This is a genomic window from Streptosporangium sp. CA-135522 (genome assembly GCF_050949235.1).
GTDB lineage: Bacteria > Actinomycetota > Actinomycetes > Streptosporangiales > Streptosporangiaceae > Streptosporangium.
Window position 1 is genome coordinate 2,440,842 of record NZ_CP192026.1, and the last position, 17,061, is coordinate 2,457,902.

Sequence of the window (17,061 nt, forward strand, 5' to 3'; positions counted from 1 at the left end):
CAGGCGCGGGTGTGGGCGTGGATCTCGCGAGATCCACGCCCACACGCTCGTCCGCAGGTGGACATCACGGCCGTCGTCGCCTCACCGGTGATCAGCTGATCCCGTCCGGAGGAACCGTGCCGCGACGATCGCGTCTCGCCTTGGGGCCGGAGGCGTCGCTCCCTGTCCGGAAGGCGGTCAGGGCGGTGGTCACGGCTTCGAGACGGGCGGCCGAGGCGAGGCCGCCGTGGTAGATGTGGAACTCCTGCGCTCCGGCGGCGACGTAGGCGCGCATCAGGCGGAGGAGCTCGCCGGAGTCGGCGGGGCGTGGGGGCAGGATCAGGAGATAGGCGCCGATCCGGGTGGTCCGGTCCGCCAGGGCGCGCAGGCGTGCGAGGTTGGCGGTGTCGGATGCCACGGTGCCCCAGCAGTTGCCGACCAGGACGTCCACCCCGGGCTCCGGTCCGGGATGCTCTCCGACCATCTCGCCGCTCTTCGGCCCGTCGGTCCTGCCGTGCTCTGGTCCGGGGCGCTCTCCGGCCACCTGGCCGTTTTCCGGCCCGCCGGTCCTGCCGTGCTCCGGTCCGAGGCCCACGTCCTTCTCGGCGGGCGGCGCGACCGTGGAGAAGGACCCGGCCGCCCAGGGGTCGGAGTTGCCGTGCAGGTTGATCGGCAGGCCGGGTCTCACCCGCCGGGCCTCGGCGACCAGGGCTCGGCGCAGGTTAGAGGCGAGTCCGATGCGTGCCTGCCGTACGGCCGGTGCCAGATCGCCGAGCGCGTCCTCCATCGAGCGGGACGGCCCGTCCACTCCCGCCCGCACCCGGGCGCGCGTTCCCGCGGGGTAACGCGCGGCGCAGGCCGTGCAGAAGCAGAGGGACAGCAGGTCGGCCTGGGCCTTTCTCCAGTCGGCGCCCTCGGTCTTCTCATGTGCCCCCGGATGGCGGAAGCCGAGCGGGCCGCAGGCCTCCAGGGTCAGGGCGTCCGGCTCGCCCAGCTCGACGACCTCCCGGACCAGGGTGCGGCAGTATTCGACGACCTCCGGGCGGGAGGGGCACAACGCGTAGGGGTAGGCGTCGCCGAAGGCGTTGCGGACGGTCAGGCCGGGGTGGGCCGAGCCGAGGAGGGAGTTGTGGGTGAGCACGGTCCAGGCGTGTACGGCCAGGCCCTCGGCCCGCAGCAGGTCCCTGGCCCGCACGAACGCGTCCGGCGGCGTCCACGACGGAGTCGCGGGGACCAGGCGGCCGGTCCAGGCCCGGGCGCGGACCGGTACGTAGCAGGCGGCGTGGGCGTCCACGACCCGGTGCCGGGGATGGTACGGCGTGGCGGCCCTGACCGAGTGGTAGGAGGCGGTCAGCGCCACCGCGTCCACCCCGAGTGCCGCGAGCCGGCCCGGTGCGGCGGGGTCACCCAGGACGTCCCACGGATAGACGTAGACCACGTTCGCGGGGGACGGTCTCCGCGCGGGCGCGGGAGCGGTCACCGACGGGGGTTCCTCGCGGGTTCGATCATCGGTGGGGTCTCCTCACGGGTTCGGACGCGGGTGCGGCTACCGACGAGCGGGGTCTCCCTGGGACGCGGGTGCGGCTACCGACGAGCGGGGTCTCCTCGGGCGTGGACGCGGCTACCAGCGGGGTCTCCTCGCGGAGAAGGAAGGATCGAAGCGTCGCATGTAGGAGGTGTCGTCGCGGGCGGTGATGCCGCACTTGAGGTACCGCTCGTGCATCACGGCCAGGGCGTCGCGATCCAGCTCGACCCCCAGGCCGGGACCCGTGGGCACCGGGACGGCGCCGTCGACGAAGCGCAGGGCGCCGGGAGCGATGACGTCCTGGCCGTCCTGCCAGGGGGTGTGGGTGTCGCAGGCGTGGCCGAGGTTGGGGGTCGCGGCGGCGAGGTGGGTCATGGCGGCCAGGCTGATGCCCAGGTGGGAATTGGAGTGCATGGACAGCTCGATGCCGAACGTGGCGCAGAGCCGGGCGAGCTGGGTCGAACGGGTCAGGCCGCCCCAGTAGTGATGGTCCGACAGCAGCACCCCGATCGCCCCCCGCCGGATCGCCGGGGGCAGGTGCTCGAAGGTCACCACGCACATGTTGGTGGCCAGCGGCATCGGGACCTCGGCGGCGACCCGGGCCATCCCCTCGATGCCCGGCGTCGGGTCCTCCAGGTATTCCAGCACCCCCGCGAGCGCCCGGCCCACTTCGATCGAGGTCTCGACCGTCCAGGCCGCGTTCGGGTCCAGCCGGAGCGGGTGGCCGGGGAACGCCTCACGCAGGGCGAGGATCGCCTCGATCTCCTCCCCGGGCGGGAACACCCCGCCCTTGAGTTTGATCGAGCCGAAACCGTGCTCACCGATGAGCAGCCGTGCCTGCTCCACCAGTCCCACCGGGTCGAGCGCCGCCCCGAAGCCGTCGTCCGGGTCGCCAGGGTGGCCGGACCACTTGTAGAACAGGTAGGCGCTGTAGGGCACGGCCTCGCGGACCGGTCCGCCGAGCAGGTCCACGACCGGTCGCCCGGCCGCCTTGCCCCTGATGTCCCAGCAGGCCACCTCGAAGGGGGAGAAGACCCGGTCAACGGTCTTCTCCCGGGTGGCGGCGCCGGTCAGCCCGTGCTTGTCGGTGACCACGTCCGCCCCGACCGACCGGGTCACCGCCGCGTACATCGCGTGCTGGGCGTGCACGTCGAGCCCGGCCAGTTCGTCCGCCGCGGCCCGGACCCGGGTCAGGTGGGCCAGGTCGCCATAGGTCTCCCCCAGACCGGTCAGGCCCTCGTCGGTGACGACCTCCACCACGGTGCGCAGGGCCCACGGCTCGTGCACTCCTGCCGCGTTGAGCAGCGGAGGGTCGCGGAAGGCGACCGGGGTGACGCGGATCTCCCGGATCAGCATGGCTCGCTCCTCGTGATGCGGATCGTGGTGTGGATCGTGCGGCCCCACGTCCCGGCGATGTGATGCGGGTCATGGTGTGGATCGTGCGGCCTCACGTCCCGGCGATGTCCAGGCCGGTGGCGATCAGCGTCTCCAGCCGGGCGACGTGCTCGGGCGCCGGGTCGACCAGCGGGGCCCTGACCCCGCCGACGTCCAGGCCGCGCAGCCGTACCCCCGCCTTGACCAGCGCGACGGCGTAGCCGGGGACCAGGTCTCGCAGCTCCACCAGTGGGCGGTAGAACTCGCCGAGGAACCGCTGGACCAGGACCTCGTCGCCGGCGGTGACGGCCCGGTGGAATCCGAGCGCGACCTCCGGCGCGAAGCAGAACACCGCGCTTGAGTACAGGGTGACGCCGAGGCCCCGGTAGGCCGGAACGGTCATCTCGGCGGTGGGCATGCCGTTGAAGAAGGTGAACTCGCGATCGGTGGCGTCCCGGACGGCCAGGATGATCCGCTGCAGCAGGTCGAGGTCGCCCAGGCCGTCCTTGAAACCGGTGATGTTGGGAATGCGGGCCAGCGCGGCCGCGGCGGCGGGCGTGAAGCGGGCGTTGGCCCGCTGGTAGACGATGATCGGCAGGTCGGTGACGGCGGCTACCTCGCGGGCGTAGCGGACGAGGCCGTCGGCGGGAGCGCTGACCAGGTACGGCGGGAGCAGCAGCAGGCCGTCGGCCCCGGCGGCGGCGGCCTGCCGGGCGCACTCCCGTGCGAAGGGCAGGGCGCCGCCCGCCCCGGCCAGCACCGGGGCCCGGCCCGCGGTCGCCGACACCGCGACGGCGACCGCCCGTTCGTGTTCCCGGAGGCTCAGGGCGTTGAACTCACCCGTTCCGCACGCGGTGAACACCCCTCCCGCGCCGGACGCGACCCCTTCGGCCACGTGGTCGGCCAGCATCTCGCAGGCCAGGCCGCCGTCGCCGTCGAAGGGGGTCACCGGAAAGAAGAGAACACCGTCAAGACGCATGTATCAACCTTTCACCGCGCCCGCGACCAGTCCTGACAGGAAGGTGCGCTGGAAGGCGAAATAGACGATCAGACTGGGCAGCAGCGCCAGCAGAGCGCCGGCGAGCAAGGCACCGGGCCCGACGTTCGGATCCGACCGGAGCGAGGCGAGCGCGACGGTCAGGGTGTAGTCGTCGGGCGTGCGGGCCACGATCAGCGGGAGCAGATACTGGTCCCAGATCATGGTGAAGCCGAAGATGACGATGACACCGAGGGCAGGACGGCACAGCGGCAGGACGATCTGCCCGAAGATCCGCATCTCGCTCGCACCGTCGACCCGGGCGGCCTCCTCCAGCTCCACCGGGATCTCCTTCATGAACTCGCTGAGCACGAAGATGGAGAATCCCCAGCCGCCCAGCGGCAGGATCACGCCGAGCATCGTGCCGCGCAGGTCGAGACCGAGCAACGGCAGGTCGCCGAGGACCAGGGAGAGAGGGATCGCGATGACCTCCTCGGGGAGCATCATCGTGGCGAGGATCGCCAGCAGCACGAACGCCTGCCCGCGGAAGCGCCTGCGGGCCAGGGCGTAGGCGGAGAACACGCTGACCGACACCTGCAGCAGCAGCGCCCCGCCGGCGATGACCACCGAGTTCATGAAATATCCCCATAAGCCCTGGTCGGCGGCGACTCTGAAATTCTCCAGCGTGGGGTTTCGGGGGATCAGTGACATCCGGGTGGGGTCGGCGGCGGCGTCGAACGCCCCGGAGAAGACCGCCAGCAGCGGTCCGCAGAAGACCACGATCACCGCGGCGTAGAGCAGGATCCGGGTCCCGGTGGCGACGGGATGCCCGCGCCCCCATCCCCAGCCGAGCGTGGTGTCGAACATCAGGTCTCCTTCCGCCTGCGGTAGAGGGTGACCGCGACCGTGAGGACCAGCGTGGTGACGAACAGCACCACCGAGCCCGCGGAGGCGAAGCCGATGTCGCCCGACTCGAACCCGAGCGAGTAGATCCGCGTCATGACCACGTCGGTGGATCCGGCCGGGCCACCCGCGGTGAGCACGAAGACCTCGGTGAACACCCGCAGGCCGCGGATGCAGGCGAGGGTCGTCAGGATCGTCACGACCGGCCGCAGGGCGGGCAGCGTCACGTGGCGGATGCGCTGCCCGAGCGTGGCCCCGTCCAGGGACGCCGCCTCGTAGAGCTGCCGGTCGATCCCGGCGAGCCCGGCCAGGATGATCATCATGTCGTACGGCGCGTGCTTCCAGATTCCGACGACGATCACCCACCACAGCGCCGAGCCGGGGTCGTCCAGGAAGCCCTGGGGGCCGGCTGAGAACCAGCCGAGCACGATGTTGAGCATGCCCTCGCCGCCGGGGAAGTACAGCAGCCGCCATACCTCGCCGACGACCGCGACGGCCGCGACCACCGGGAGGAACGCCGCCGAGCGCACGAACCAGAGCGTGCGCGCCCTGCCCTCCAGCAGCAGCGCCAGCACGAATCCCACCAGCATGGCCCCGGCGGTCTGCGCGACCGCCAGGACGAGGGTGTGGCCGGCGGCCCTGCGGAAGGACTCGTCGGTGAACACCTGCCGGTAGTTCTCCAGGCCGAGCCACTCGTCGCCCAGGAACGGCTGGACTTTGAAGAAGCTCAGCCACACACCCTGGGCCATCGGGACGTACTTGAAATACAGGAAGAGCAACAGGGCCGGGGCCAGGAACATCCAGTGGAGGGGCGGGCGGCGGCGCCTCGACCGTTCGCGGGAGGTGCCCGTACGGCCGGCGGCGGCCGTACGGGAGACGCGACGGGTCATGGTCATCCGGTGGAGACCTTCTGTTCGGCCAACTCCGCGCGGTAGTCTCCGGCCAGCTTGGTGAGCGCGCCCTGCACGTCCGCGTCACAGGTGGCGAAGAGCGAGTTCAGCGTCTCGGCGGTCTTCTGACGGAACGGCTGCCAGTTCGGCACCTGCGGGAACAGCCTGCCGGAGCCCTCGTAGACCTGCTTGACCGTCGCCCACCGCTCGTCCTTGCGCTCGGCGAGCACGTCGACGCCCTTGTTGACGGGGAGCCGGACGACGGGGTTGGGCTGGTCGGTGTTCATGCCGAGCCGCTGGCCCTCGGCGCTGATCAGGAACTCGGCCAGCTTCTTCTGCTCGGCGGTCTTCTTCGACCCGGCCATCAGGTAGACGTTCTCGCCCTCGCCCAGCACGGCCTGGCCCTCGGGCCCGGCAGGGGAGGCGATGACCTCGTACTTGTCCTTGCCGAGATTCTTGTCGAAGCGGCCCATCATCCACGGGCCGGTCAGGTAGACGCCCGCCTTGCCGGTCTCGAAGAACGGGTGGGCGTCGTCGGTGATGAGCGTGAGCGCGCCGGGGACGACGACCTTGTCCTTGCAGAACAGGTCCTGCATCCACTTCACCGACTCCACGGCCTTGGGCCGGTCGATGGCCGGGGTGAACCGGCCGCCCGACTCGGTGAGGAAGTCGCCGCCGCCCTGCCACAGGTAGGAGGCGGCCCACCAGGCCGTGTAGCCGCGTTCGGTGGAGGCGGGTACGACCATGCCGTAGGTGTCGTCCCGGCCGTTGCCGTCGGGGTCCTTCGTCTGGAAGTCCCTGGCCAGGGTCACGAGTTCCGCCCAGGTCCTCGGCAGGTCCCTGCCGAGCTTCTCGCGCCAGTCCCTGCGGATGAAGGTGGCCATGGCCTGGACGGAGAACGGCACGCCGTAGAACCTGCCGTCGGCGGCCCTGGCCTGGCTCCACGCGCGATCGAGGGTGTCCCCGGCACCGGCGATCGAGGCCTTGTCGACGGGCACGACCAGGCCCTGGCCGACCGCGGGGCCGAGCAGGCTGACGTCGTTGATCACCACGTCGGGCAGGTCCCTGGCGGCCGCGGCCTCCTGGATCTTCTTCTCGAAGTTCTCGTAGACGGGGACGTAGTCGACCTTGACGCCGGTCCTGGCGGTGAAGGCGGCGATCACCTTCTTGTAGACCTCGGCGGAGGCGGGCGTGGAGCGGGTCCACAGTTCGAGGGCCTTGTCATCTTCGGACGCGGACGAGCCGCAGGCGGTGGCGCCGACAGTGAGGCCGGCGGTGAGGCTGACGAGCGCTAGCCCGGCCATGAGGCCGCGGGGGGTGGGCATCTCGCACTCCATTCATAAATATGAACGTTGGTCAGATTTGTGAACAGCGTGCGGCAACTGTAAAAATCACCTCAGGTGGTGTCAATAGCGCGTAACGCGCTTGTTGCATCGGCGCGGTCTCGGCGAAACGCCGCGGCGGCATTCGTGACGGTGACCGTGAAGCAGCCGTCAGGGCAGACGAGCAGTCGTCAGGACAGAGGAGTGGGGATGGATGTGCGGGCACCCGTCAAGTCGGCCGATCGCACGGTCGAGCTGCTGGAGGCGCTGGCGCGGGCCGATCGGTGGCTGACCCTCGCCGAGCTCCAGCGCGAGCTGGGCTATCCCAAGTCGAGCCTCTACATGCTGTTGCAGACCCTGATCGGCCGGGGCTGGGTCGAGTGCGACCTCGCCGGCTCCGCCTACGGCATCGGCGTGCGCGCCCTGCTCGTCGGCACCTCCTACCTCGACCGCGACCCCGTGGTCAGGGCCGCCGCGCTCGTCCTGGAGCAGGTCAGGGGAGAAATCAACGAGACCGTGCACCTGGCCCGGCTGGACGGCGCCGACATGGTCTACCTCGCCAGCCGTGAGTCCCAGCACCACCTGCGCTTCACCTCGCGGGTGGGGCGCAGGCAGCCCGCCTACGCCACCGCTCTCGGCCGGGCGGTCCTGTCCCAGCACCCCGAGGCGGCCGAGCTGGTGCCCGAGGTGCTGGCCCCCCTCACCCCGCACACCACCACCGACCGCGACCTGCTCCTGGCCGAGCTGGAACAGGCACGGGCGAACGGCTACGCCAGCGAGTGCGAGCAGAACGTGCCAGGCCTCGGATGCTTCGCGGTGGCCCTGCCGTACCGGGTGCCGGTGACCGACGCGATCAGCGCGTCCGTGCCGCTGGCCCGCCTCGACGAGGCCCACCGCGAACACATCGTCGCCACGCTGGTGCAGGCCGCCCGGCAGATCACCGAGCTGCTGCGCAACGGTGCCGTCTGACCCTCAAGGGAGATGATCATGCGTGTTCTCGTCACCGGCGCCGCCGGGCGCGTCGGCGCCATGCTCCGCCCCCGCCTCGCCCGGCCTGGCCGGACGCTGCGCCTGCTCGACCTCGTCCCGGTCGACCCCGAGCCGGGGGAGGAGGCGGTCACGGCCGACCTGACCGACGAGGCGGCCGTGGCGGCGGCCATGAGGGGGGTGGTGGCGGTGGTCCACCTGGGCGGGCTCAGCCGTGAGCGGCCCTGGGCCGACACCCTCCACGTCAACGTCCACGGCACCTACGTCCTGCTGGAGGCCGCCCGCCGGGCCGGCGTCCGGCACGTCGTGCTGGCGGGAAGCCATCACGCCGTCGGCTTCCATCCCCGCACGCCCGGTGCGGTGCGGTCTGCCGCCCGCGACCTGCGAGCGCCGGACGCGCCGCAGCCTCCCTCCGGTCATCGGGCGCTCGCGCGCACGTCCGGTACGGCACGGCCCGCCGAGGCCCCCGACTACCTGTTCCCCAGGCCGGACACCTTCTACGGGGTCAGCAAGGTCGCGATGGAGGCGCTCGGCAGCCTCTACCACGACCGGTTCGGCATGAACGTCGTGGTGATCAGGCTGGGCTCCTGCGCCGAGAGCCCGGCGGACACCCGGGGGCTGTCCACCTGGCTGTCGCCCGGTGACTGCGCCAGGCTGGTGGAGGCGTCCCTCGCCGCCACGGGCTTCCACGTGGTGTGGGGGGTCTCGGCCAACACCCGCCGCTGGTGGTCGCTGGAGGAGGGCCGGGCCATCGGCTACCACCCCGAGGACGACGCCGAGCCGTACGCGGCCGCCCTGATCGCCGCGCACGGCGAACCCGACCTCGCCGACCCCGTCCACGCCCTGGTGGGCGGGGTCTTCTGCACCCGCGAACTTGGCGGCTCCTGGTAGGACTTTGAGCCGGGCGGTGTCCCGGGCGGCCAAATTCCCGCTGATTCATGTACTAATGGGTTGGTTTGCCACGTAATGGGCGTTCATGCTTGTAAATAAACTTTACTAACTTGACTTCGTCTTCGCGCGGGTCGTACGTTCCTCGTCAACCGCGGTCAGTCCCCACAGCGTGCGCCCCACGTCCCCGCCCCGGCAGAGTCCGGGGCGGGACCGACCTAGGAACGCGACATGCCCACCACGCACCCCCCGCGATCGTGGCGCTCCGCCGCCGTCGTCTCGACCACCGCCACCCTCACAGCACTCGCCCTGGCCTCGGTCCTGCCGGGCGCGGATCCCCCGGCGATGGGCGCCTCGACGGCCACCGTCCAGGAGGCGGCCGCGCAGTTGCCCGACCTGACCAGCGCCAACCGGCGCGCACCCGTGCCCGGCCTTCCCGACTGGAGCAAGGCCGGATACCGGGGTGGAGCCGCCCTCCCCGGACCGGACGAGATCAACCCCGACGGCGCCTGCCAGATCACCGCCGCCGAGCTGGCCACCACCTACGGGGTCCGGCCCGACGACGGCGCCGACGACTCCACCGGCCTGCAACAGGCCGTCGACCACGTCCGGACGGCCTGCTCGCCGGGCGCCGGCTACGCCAGGCTCTCCCTGATCGCCCTGCCCGCCGGGTGGATCGACGTCGGCAGGCAGATCGCCCTCGACGCCGACTACCTGGTGATCCGCGGGGCCGGGGCGGGGCGGACCTCGGTGGTCTTCCGGCCCGACGCGAACACCCGCTACGACAGCCTCACCCCGGACGGCAGCGACTGGGACGAGGACGGCATGACCTCGGGATCGGCCAAGGGCGGCTGGATCTGGCCGGGCCGCGGCCTGTTCCGGGTACAGACCCGGGAGGTGGCGGCCAAATACGCCGGCGAGTACGCCGCGGCCCCGGCCGACCGCAAGGACCTGTTCGAGGGCAGCGTCAACCAGCACTGGGCGGGCGGAGTGGCGCTGCGCGCCAAGGCCGCCGGGTTCTCCGCGCTGACCGGGGAGAGGCTCATCCACCTGGCGAACAACGCCTCCATGACGAACTTCAAGGCCGGCGGTTACCTATGGGTGGGCGCGGCCAACTCGGTGAAGTTCTACCAGCGGCAGACCGCCACCGACTCCACCCGATACCTGAACCAGCACATGCGGGCGCAGATCTTCCAGATCTCCGCCGTCGACACCGCGGCCAGGACCGTCACGATCGACAAGCCCCTGGAGTTCGACCTGCCGGTGGACTCCACCTCCGACGGCTCCGCCGCGATCGGCGGCACGACCTATCCCAGCCGCGTCACCCCGCTCAAGGTCGTTCAGGGGGTCGGCATCGAGGACCTGACCATCGGCCAGGACATGACCGGTCTGCCGAAGCTCGGCGGCGGGACCTACGCGCTGAACCGGGCCGACACCGTGCACGACTACGGCAACATGGCCCCCGAATACGCCCTGCACGGCATCGTGCTCAAGTGGGCGGTGAACTCCTGGATCCGGCGCGTGCACACCGACATGACCGGCTCGCACCCGGTGGTGACGGAGAACGCCAAGAACGTCCAGGTCCAGGAGACGACTCTGGACGGCTCGTGGAACAAGGGCAAGGGAGGCAACGGCTACTTCCGGGGCTCGCGGGTCTGGGACTCCCTCTACGCCGGAAACACCAGCCGCAACCTGCGCCACTTCACCTTCCAGTGGTCGGCGTCCGGCAACGTGGCCCTCGGCAACGACCTCGACTCCGACCTGAACCTGCACGGTGGCTGGGAACGGCGAAACCTCTTCGAGGGCAACACGGTGAACGTGCCGTTCGAGCACGCGTCCAAGAACTGCCGCTCCAACTGTGGTGACGAGGGCGGCTCGGCGCCCGACGACTCGACGTGGTGGCCCATCTGGTGGGGCGCCGGACCCAAGGCGCTGAAGTGGTCGGGATCCTCCGGCCCGCAGAACGTCTTCTACGGAAACACGCTGCGCAAGCAGACCGGCGCGGGCGGCCCGTACACGGACTTCGCCCCCTACGCCGACCGGCGGCGGATCTACCAGTTCGGCAGCTCGGCGGCCGACCCGGCGGTCTTCGCCCACCTGGCGACCGGCGGGACGACCATCCCGGACTGGGCCTCCCGCGAGACCGTGGACTATTCCGCGGCACCCGACTCTGGGGTGAACGCCACCGGGACCGACGGCACGGGCTCGCTGTTCCTCAAGAGCGGGACCACGCCGACTCCCACGCCGACCGTCACCCCCACGGTCACGCCGACTCCCACGGTCACGCCCACGCCGACCGTCACGCCGACTCCCACGCCGACCGTGACCGGACCGGCCGGGAACCTGGCCTGCGGCAGGGCCGTCACCGTCTACTCGGGTGCCGCCACCGCCGCCAGAGCCGTCGACTGCGACCCCGCCACCGCCTGGCAGTCCTCCACGGCCAAGCCCAACTGGATCAACGTCGACCTCGGCTCGCCCCAGCGGATCACCAGGATCGTGGTCCGATGGGGGAGCGGCTACGGCACCTCCTACAAATTCCGCAGATCCTCCGACGGAAGCGGCTGGAGCACCTTCCAGAACGGCACCGGCCTGGACGGCGGGACGGACGAGGTGACCGTCGACGTCACCACCCGGTACCTCCAGCTCTACGGCAGCCAGTTCGCCGGGACCGGCGGGTTCACCGTGAACGAGTTGGAACTGTACGGGCCCGGCGGCACGCCCGCGCCGAGCCCCACCCCCACGCCCACCCCCACCCCCACCCCCACCCCCACCCCCACCCCCACGCCGACGCCGACCCCGACCGGCGGCGGTCGCGTGGTCGAGGTGGGCACCCCGGCCCAGCTCAAGACCGCGCTCGCCGGCGCCCGCGCGGGTGATGTGATCAAGCTGGCCGACGGCGTCTACAAGGACGAGTTCGTCGCCACCGTCTCCGGTACGGCCACCGCCCCCATCACCCTGACCGGGTCGCGGAACGCGGTGCTGGAGAACGACCACCTCGACGCCGCCTCCGGCTGCCCGTCCGGTCACCTGGCCTACGGCCTCCACCTGAACGGGGCCGGGCACTGGCGCCTGACCGGCTTCACCGTGCGCGACTCCAAGAAGGGCATCGTCATGGACGGCGCCGTGGACACGGTGATCGACGGGGTGTACGTCCACCACATCCAGGAGGAGGGCGTCCACTTCCGCAAGGGCAGCTCCGGCGGAGTGATCAGGAACTCGACGGTCACCGACGTCGGAACGGTCAAGCCGCAGTACGGCGAGGGCGTCTACATCGGCTCGGCCAACAGCAACTGGTCGTGCTTCGGCGGCTCCGACGGCGTCGACCGCACCCGCGACGTGCAGGTGATCGGCAACACCATCGGCCCGAACGTCGCCGCCGAGGCCGTCGACGCCAAGGAGGGCACCGACGGCGGTGTCATCCGCGGCAACCATTTCGACGGCACCGGCGAGCAGAACCAGAACTCCGGCGACAGCTGGCTGGACATCAAAGGCGACGGCTACCTGATCGAGTCCAACACCGGGGTGAACCCCTACACCGAGGGCGCTCGGGTGCAGACGGTCTACTCGCCCTACGGCTGCGGGAACGTCTTCCGCGCCAACCGGTTCGACCTCGGCGCGGCTCCCGGCTACGCGATCCACGTCAACAACCAGTCGTCCTGCTCCGCCAAGAACGTCGTGTACTCCTCCAACACCTCCACCGGCGGCAAGGGCCTGACCAACATCCCCGTCACTCCCTGACGGTCTGCGGGGCTCCCACCGGGTACGGCGGGAGCCCTTTCCTGCCGGCGGCGCTTTTCGGCGGATGCGCCGGGAAAGGCGGCGTTGTATGCTCAATTTGTTCTATGTAGCAGCCTTCAATTTCATGTAATAGAACACATGGAGGGTCGATGGAGGTACGGCACGCCACGGCACCCGACCAGATCCCCGGCGCGACGACCGACTGGCTACGCCGCCGGTTCCTGGCGGAGCAGCTCTTCGTGCCCGGGGAGGTCCGCCTGCTCTACTCCCACGAGGACCGCGTCGTGGTCGGTGGCGCGCTGCCCGGGGACGGGCCGCTCGAGCTGCCCTGCCCCGACCCGCTCAGAGCGGAGCACTTCCTGGAGCGCCGCGAACTCGGTGTGGTCAACGTGGGCGAGGCCGGAGTGGTGACGGTGGACGGCACGCCGTACGAGCTGGCTCCCAAGGAGTGTCTCTACGTCGGCAGAGGGGCCCGTGAGGTGAGCTTCGAGGGCGGCGTGTTCTACCTGGTCTCCACCCCCGCGCACACCGGCCACCCGACGGTCAGGGCCACCCTGGAGGACGCCGAGCCGGTCCGGCTGGGCGGCCGGGAGGGCTCCAACGACCGCACGATCTACAAGTACGTTCACGCCAAGGGCATCCAAAGCTGCCAGCTCGTGCTGGGCGTGACCGTGCTGGAGCCCGGCAGCATGTGGAACACCATGCCCTGCCACACCCACGAGCGCAGGACCGAGATCTACCTCTACTTCGACCTGCCCGGGGACCAGCGGGTGATCCACCTGATGGGCCGGCCCGACGAGACCCGCAACCTGGTGGTCGCCGACCGCCAGGCGGTGATCTCGCCGCCTTGGTCGGTGCACTGCGGATTCGGCACGCACAGCTACTCCTTCGTCTGGGCCATGGGCGGGGAGAACCAGGCCTTCGACGACATGGAGCAGGTCGCGATCGGCGAGATGCGCTGATGTTCTCCCTGGAGGGCAAGACCGCCCTCGTCACCGGCGCGCGGACCGGGATCGGCCGGGCCCTCGCGGTGGGCCTGGCCGAGGCGGGGGCCGACATCGTGCTGCACGGGCGCGACGACGGCCTGGACGAGGTCGAGGCCGAGGTGCGCAAGACCGGCAGGCGGGCCGGCCGGTGGATCCTCGACCTGTCCGATCCCGGCCGCATCGTCGAGGCGGCCGGGCGTCTGGGACCGATCGACGTGCTGGTCAACAACGCGGGGATCATTCGCAGGGCACCCGCCGCCGAGCACTCCCACGCCGCCTTCCGCGAGGTGCTCGACGTCAACCTCGACGCGACCTTCCTGCTCAGCCAGGCCGTCGGCGCGCGGATGCTCGCCCGGGGCTCCGGGAAGATCATCATGATCGCCTCCATGCTGTCCTTCCAGGGAGGCGTCAACGTCGCCGGCTACACGGCGGCCAAGCACGCCGTCGCGGGGCTCACCCGAGCCCTGGCGTGCGAGTGGGCGGCCCGCGGGGTGCAGGTCAACGCCATCGCCCCGGGTTATATCGCGACCGGCAACACCGAGCGGCTGCGCGCGGACCCCGTCCGGGAGGCCGAGATCAGAGGGCGCATCCCGGCGGGCCGCTGGGGCGAGCCGGAGGACCTCGTGGGCGCCGCGGTCTTCCTTGCGTCCGGCGCCTCCGACTACGTCAACGGTCATGTGCTGGCGGTGGACGGAGGCTGGTTGGCGCGTTGACCAGTAGGCTCACGATCGTGGTCAGGGAAGGCAGTTCCATCGACAAGGCGCTGGCGGTGCTGGAGGCGATCGCCGAGCACCACCGCGTCACCGACATCGCCGTGGCGACGGGTGTGTCCAAGTCGACCGTCCATCGCATCCTTCAGTCGCTGGTCGAGTGGGGGTTCGCGCGGCCCGACGGGAACGGGGGCTACGAACCGGGTCCCCGCATCCTCACCCTGGCGGGTCGTGTCATGAGCCGGTTCGACCCGGCCCGCCAGGCTTCCGGGGCGCTGAGCGTCCTGCACGAACGCACGGGTTACACCACGCACTTCGCGATCCGCAGCGGTGACGAGGCGGTCTACGTCGACAAGCTCGAAGGCCGCCGGCCGTACCAGATGCCCTCGCGCGTCGGCATGAGCCTGCGCCTGCACTGCACCGCCATCGGCAAGGCCGTGCTCGCCCAGCTCTCCGCCGAGGAGGTCCGCGCCGTCTGCGCCCGCACGGGTCTGCCCGGCATGACTCCCAAGACGCTGACGACCGTGGAAGGCCTGCTGGCCCATCTCGCCGAGGTGCGCGCCCGGGGCTACGCGCTGGACGACGAGGAGAACCTTCCCGGGGTCCTGTGCGTGGGGGCCCCGGTCTTCGACCACACCGGCCAGGTGCTGGGCGGCATCTCGATCTCCGCCCTCGCCATGGACATGAGCCGCGACGACGTCGAGCAGTTCGCGCCCGAGGTCGTCGCGGCCGCCCGTGAGGTCTCCCTCGCCCTCGGCGCCCCGGCACCCGCCGCCCACCGCTGACATGTCGCGAGGCGGGCCACGGGCCGGCCGCCGGGGGGACGAAAGGTGGGCCTCGGACGGGCAGGGCTTCCGGGCCGCGTAGGCGGCTCGCCCGGCGTTCCGTCGCCCGCGTCGACTCCTTGTTTCATGTAACGGGATGTGATCTCATGTCATGCAACATCGTGCAGCGGGAGGACAGCATGCCGAACATCACCGTCGAGTTGCTCTCGGGCCGGACCCTCGACCAGCGCCGCGAGTTCGTCACCGCGGTGACGGAGGCCGCCGTGGGCATCCTGAAAGTCCGCCCCGAGGCGGTGCGTATCGTCTTCTCGGAGATCGAGAAGACCGACGTGGCCAACGGCGGCGTCCTGGAGGCGGACAAGTAGGCGCGGGGAAAGGGGCCGGGCGGACCCGGCCCCTCCTCATGCCGTCCGACGCTGCCCGGCGACGGCCGCGCGCGCCGGTGGCCCTCAGGCGGTCGCGGCGGCCCGCTCGGAGCCGGGGTCGGCGCCGAGCGAGTCGACCAGGGCGTCGCGGTCGTGCCGGTTCTCCGGCTTCAGCAGCCCGATCGCCACGTAGAGGACCAGCGAGGTGACCAGCGGCACCCCGACCACCATCGTGGTGTCCTTGGATTCGACGATCCATTTGACGCATGCCCAGACGCCCAGACCCGCCGCCCAGGAAGTGATCGCCGCCGTCGGGCCGCTCCGCTTGAACCAGGGCAGCATGCCCAGCATCAGCGGGATCGAGATCGGTCCCATCGTGGCCGCGACCAGATCGACGACGATCTTCAGGACGACGCCCTCGCCTTCGGTCAGGATCGCGATCGCCATGCTGACCAGCACGAAGGTGAACGTGGTCACCCGGGCGAAGGTCAGCTCGGCCCGCGCGGAGAGCTCGCGCACCCTGCGGACGATCACCGGTGCGATGTCCCTGGTGATGACCGAGGAGATCACGTTGGCGTCGGAGGCGACCATGGCCATGGTGTGCGAGAAGAATCCGGCGAGCACCAGTCCGATCACGCCCTGCGGCAGCAGGGTCTGGGCCAGCCGGACGTAGGCCTCCTCGGCGTCGGCCAGGCCCGGCACGATGAGCGGCGCGGCGAACATCGGGATGAACAGCACCAGTGGCCAGACCAGCCACAGCGCGCTGGACAGCAGTGCGGAGCGCCTGGCCGCCGAGCCCGAGGGGGAGGCCATGTAGCGCTGGGCCAGGTTCCACATGCCGCCGTTGTACTCGAAGGTCTTGATGAACAGCAGGGCGAGGAAGAACGTCGTCGTGTACGGCCCGGCGAACGGATCGCCGTGCCCCGGCGGCAGCCTGTCCCACATCGTCCACAGCGTCGCGACGCCGTCCAGGTGTCCCATGATCGCGGCGAACATGGCGACCCCCGCGACGCCCTGGATGACGAACTGCCCGAAGTCGGTCAGCACGTCGGCCCACAGGCCGCCGGCCGTGATGTAGACGAGGGTGACGGCCCCGGTGACCACGATGCCCCACTGGATCGGGATTCCCGCGAAACCCCTGAGCAGGATGGAGATCGCCACCCACTTGGCCGCGATGTCCACGACCTTCAGCAGCGCGCCGCTGTAGGCCAGCACCTGCTGGGTGGGCAGGTCGTAGCGGCGGGAGAGATACTCCAGCGGCGAGACCACGCCGTGCTTGGAGCGCAGCCGGTTCCACCGGGCCGCCCAGACGAACGCGCCGATGCCGACGCCGATACCGATGGTCAGCGCCCACCAGACGTACATGGCCAGGCCGTAGGTGTAGGCGACCGCCGCGAACGCCACGAACATGACCGCGCTGTAGCCCGACATGTGGTGGGAGACGCCGGACAGCCACCAGGGGATCCGGCCCCCCGCGGTGAAGAAGTCGACCACGGTCCTGATGCGACCTTTCGACCACACGCCGATGCCGATCATGACAAGGAAGTACGCCCCCAGAACGGACCAGTCGAGTGCGGACATGCGTCTCCTCCCAACGTCCTGTTTGGTGAGGAGGTTCCACTACATAAAACAT

14 protein-coding genes are annotated in these 17,061 nt (G+C 70.7%); 7 read left to right on the forward strand and 7 right to left on the reverse strand.

Features of this window, described 5'->3' with window-relative positions; translation table 11 throughout:
* Positions 1–91: 91 nt before the first annotated feature.
* The 6 genes from ACQPYK_RS11675 to ACQPYK_RS11700 form a co-directional block, all read right to left on the reverse strand.
* Positions 92–1,459: a hypothetical protein gene (locus tag ACQPYK_RS11675; protein WP_433254037.1), complete on the reverse strand. Its 1,368-nt coding sequence runs from the start codon at positions 1,457–1,459 to the stop codon at positions 92–94.
* A 141-nt stretch (positions 1,460–1,600) separates the two neighbouring features.
* Positions 1,601–2,860, reverse strand: a complete 1,260-nt coding sequence (locus ACQPYK_RS11680) for a glucarate dehydratase family protein (protein ID WP_433254039.1) — start codon at positions 2,858–2,860, stop codon at positions 1,601–1,603.
* A gap of 91 nt (positions 2,861–2,951) precedes the next feature.
* Entirely contained in the window at positions 2,952–3,857 is a 906-nt protein-coding gene (locus ACQPYK_RS11685) for a 5-dehydro-4-deoxyglucarate dehydratase (protein ID WP_433254041.1), read from the reverse strand.
* Between the two features lie 3 nt (positions 3,858–3,860).
* Positions 3,861–4,721 (reverse strand): carbohydrate ABC transporter permease, encoded by an 861-nt coding sequence (locus ACQPYK_RS11690; protein WP_433254043.1) that lies wholly within the window; start codon positions 4,719–4,721, stop codon positions 3,861–3,863.
* The gene (locus tag ACQPYK_RS11695) at positions 4,721–5,653 is read right to left on the reverse strand and encodes a carbohydrate ABC transporter permease (protein ID WP_433254045.1); all 933 of its coding nucleotides are present in this window, start codon (positions 5,651–5,653) and stop codon (positions 4,721–4,723) included. Before ACQPYK_RS11695 ends, ACQPYK_RS11690 begins: the two co-directional genes overlap by 1 nt.
* On the reverse strand, positions 5,650–6,972 hold the full coding sequence (locus ACQPYK_RS11700) for an ABC transporter substrate-binding protein (protein ID WP_433254047.1): 1,323 nt from the start codon (positions 6,970–6,972) through the stop codon (positions 5,650–5,652). The genes ACQPYK_RS11695 and ACQPYK_RS11700 overlap by 4 nt, the downstream gene beginning before the upstream one ends.
* Before the next feature lie 207 nt (positions 6,973–7,179).
* Here ACQPYK_RS11700 and ACQPYK_RS11705 point away from each other — a divergent pair, with 207 nt between their 5' ends.
* From ACQPYK_RS11705 to ACQPYK_RS11735, 7 genes are all read left to right on the forward strand, one after another.
* On the forward strand, positions 7,180–7,938 hold the full coding sequence (locus ACQPYK_RS11705) for an IclR family transcriptional regulator (RefSeq protein ID WP_433254049.1): 759 nt from the start codon (positions 7,180–7,182) through the stop codon (positions 7,936–7,938).
* Positions 7,939–7,956: 18 nt separating this feature from the next.
* Positions 7,957–8,847 (forward strand): NAD-dependent epimerase/dehydratase family protein, encoded by an 891-nt coding sequence (locus ACQPYK_RS11710; RefSeq protein WP_433254051.1) that lies wholly within the window; start codon positions 7,957–7,959, stop codon positions 8,845–8,847.
* A gap of 228 nt (positions 8,848–9,075) precedes the next feature.
* A complete protein-coding gene (locus ACQPYK_RS11715) occupies positions 9,076–12,582 on the forward strand; it encodes a discoidin domain-containing protein (RefSeq protein WP_433254053.1) in 3,507 nt (1,168 codons plus the stop codon).
* A 149-nt stretch (positions 12,583–12,731) separates the two neighbouring features.
* Positions 12,732–13,544 carry a 5-dehydro-4-deoxy-D-glucuronate isomerase gene (gene kduI, locus ACQPYK_RS11720; protein WP_433254055.1) on the forward strand — a complete coding sequence of 271 codons (813 nt, stop codon included), beginning with the start codon at positions 12,732–12,734 and terminating at the stop codon, positions 13,542–13,544.
* Positions 13,544–14,281, forward strand: a complete 738-nt coding sequence (locus tag ACQPYK_RS11725) for an SDR family oxidoreductase (RefSeq protein WP_433254057.1) — start codon at positions 13,544–13,546, stop codon at positions 14,279–14,281. The genes kduI and ACQPYK_RS11725 overlap by 1 nt, the downstream gene beginning before the upstream one ends.
* Positions 14,278–15,063: an IclR family transcriptional regulator gene (locus tag ACQPYK_RS11730; protein WP_433254059.1), complete on the forward strand. Its 786-nt coding sequence runs from the start codon at positions 14,278–14,280 to the stop codon at positions 15,061–15,063. The genes ACQPYK_RS11725 and ACQPYK_RS11730 overlap by 4 nt, the downstream gene beginning before the upstream one ends.
* Positions 15,064–15,209: 146 nt before the next feature.
* A complete protein-coding gene (locus ACQPYK_RS11735; protein ID WP_433254061.1) occupies positions 15,210–15,428 on the forward strand; it encodes a tautomerase family protein in 219 nt (72 codons plus the stop codon).
* Between the two features lie 84 nt (positions 15,429–15,512).
* Here the strand turns inward: ACQPYK_RS11735 and ACQPYK_RS11740 are convergent, their stop codons facing one another.
* Positions 15,513–17,009 carry a sodium:solute symporter family protein gene (locus ACQPYK_RS11740; RefSeq protein WP_433254063.1) on the reverse strand — a complete coding sequence of 499 codons (1,497 nt, stop codon included), beginning with the start codon at positions 17,007–17,009 and terminating at the stop codon, positions 15,513–15,515.
* Positions 17,010–17,061 lie beyond the last annotated feature (52 nt).

What these genes read in the sequence shown, in the direction of transcription:
- ACQPYK_RS11680 (WP_433254039.1), bottom strand. Translation starts at nt 2,860, where the DNA reads ATGCTGATCCGGGAGATCCGCGTCACCCCGGTCGCCTTCCGCGACCCT.
- ACQPYK_RS11685 (WP_433254041.1), bottom strand. Translation starts at nt 3,857, where the DNA reads ATGCGTCTTGACGGTGTTCTCTTCTTTCCGGTGACCCCCTTCGACGGC.
- ACQPYK_RS11690 (WP_433254043.1), bottom strand. Translation starts at nt 4,721, where the DNA reads ATGTTCGACACCACGCTCGGCTGGGGATGGGGGCGCGGGCATCCCGTC.
- ACQPYK_RS11695 (WP_433254045.1), bottom strand. Translation starts at nt 5,653, where the DNA reads ATGACCATGACCCGTCGCGTCTCCCGTACGGCCGCCGCCGGCCGTACG.
- ACQPYK_RS11700 (WP_433254047.1), bottom strand. Translation starts at nt 6,972, where the DNA reads ATGCCCACCCCCCGCGGCCTCATGGCCGGGCTAGCGCTCGTCAGCCTC.
- ACQPYK_RS11705 (WP_433254049.1), top strand. Translation starts at nt 7,180, where the DNA reads ATGGATGTGCGGGCACCCGTCAAGTCGGCCGATCGCACGGTCGAGCTG.
- ACQPYK_RS11710 (WP_433254051.1), top strand. Translation starts at nt 7,957, where the DNA reads ATGCGTGTTCTCGTCACCGGCGCCGCCGGGCGCGTCGGCGCCATGCTC.
- ACQPYK_RS11715 (WP_433254053.1), top strand. Translation starts at nt 9,076, where the DNA reads ATGCCCACCACGCACCCCCCGCGATCGTGGCGCTCCGCCGCCGTCGTC.
- kduI (WP_433254055.1), top strand. Translation starts at nt 12,732, where the DNA reads ATGGAGGTACGGCACGCCACGGCACCCGACCAGATCCCCGGCGCGACG.
- ACQPYK_RS11725 (WP_433254057.1), top strand. Translation starts at nt 13,544, where the DNA reads ATGTTCTCCCTGGAGGGCAAGACCGCCCTCGTCACCGGCGCGCGGACC.
- ACQPYK_RS11735 (WP_433254061.1), top strand. Translation starts at nt 15,210, where the DNA reads ATGTCATGCAACATCGTGCAGCGGGAGGACAGCATGCCGAACATCACC.
- ACQPYK_RS11740 (WP_433254063.1), bottom strand. Translation starts at nt 17,009, where the DNA reads ATGTCCGCACTCGACTGGTCCGTTCTGGGGGCGTACTTCCTTGTCATG.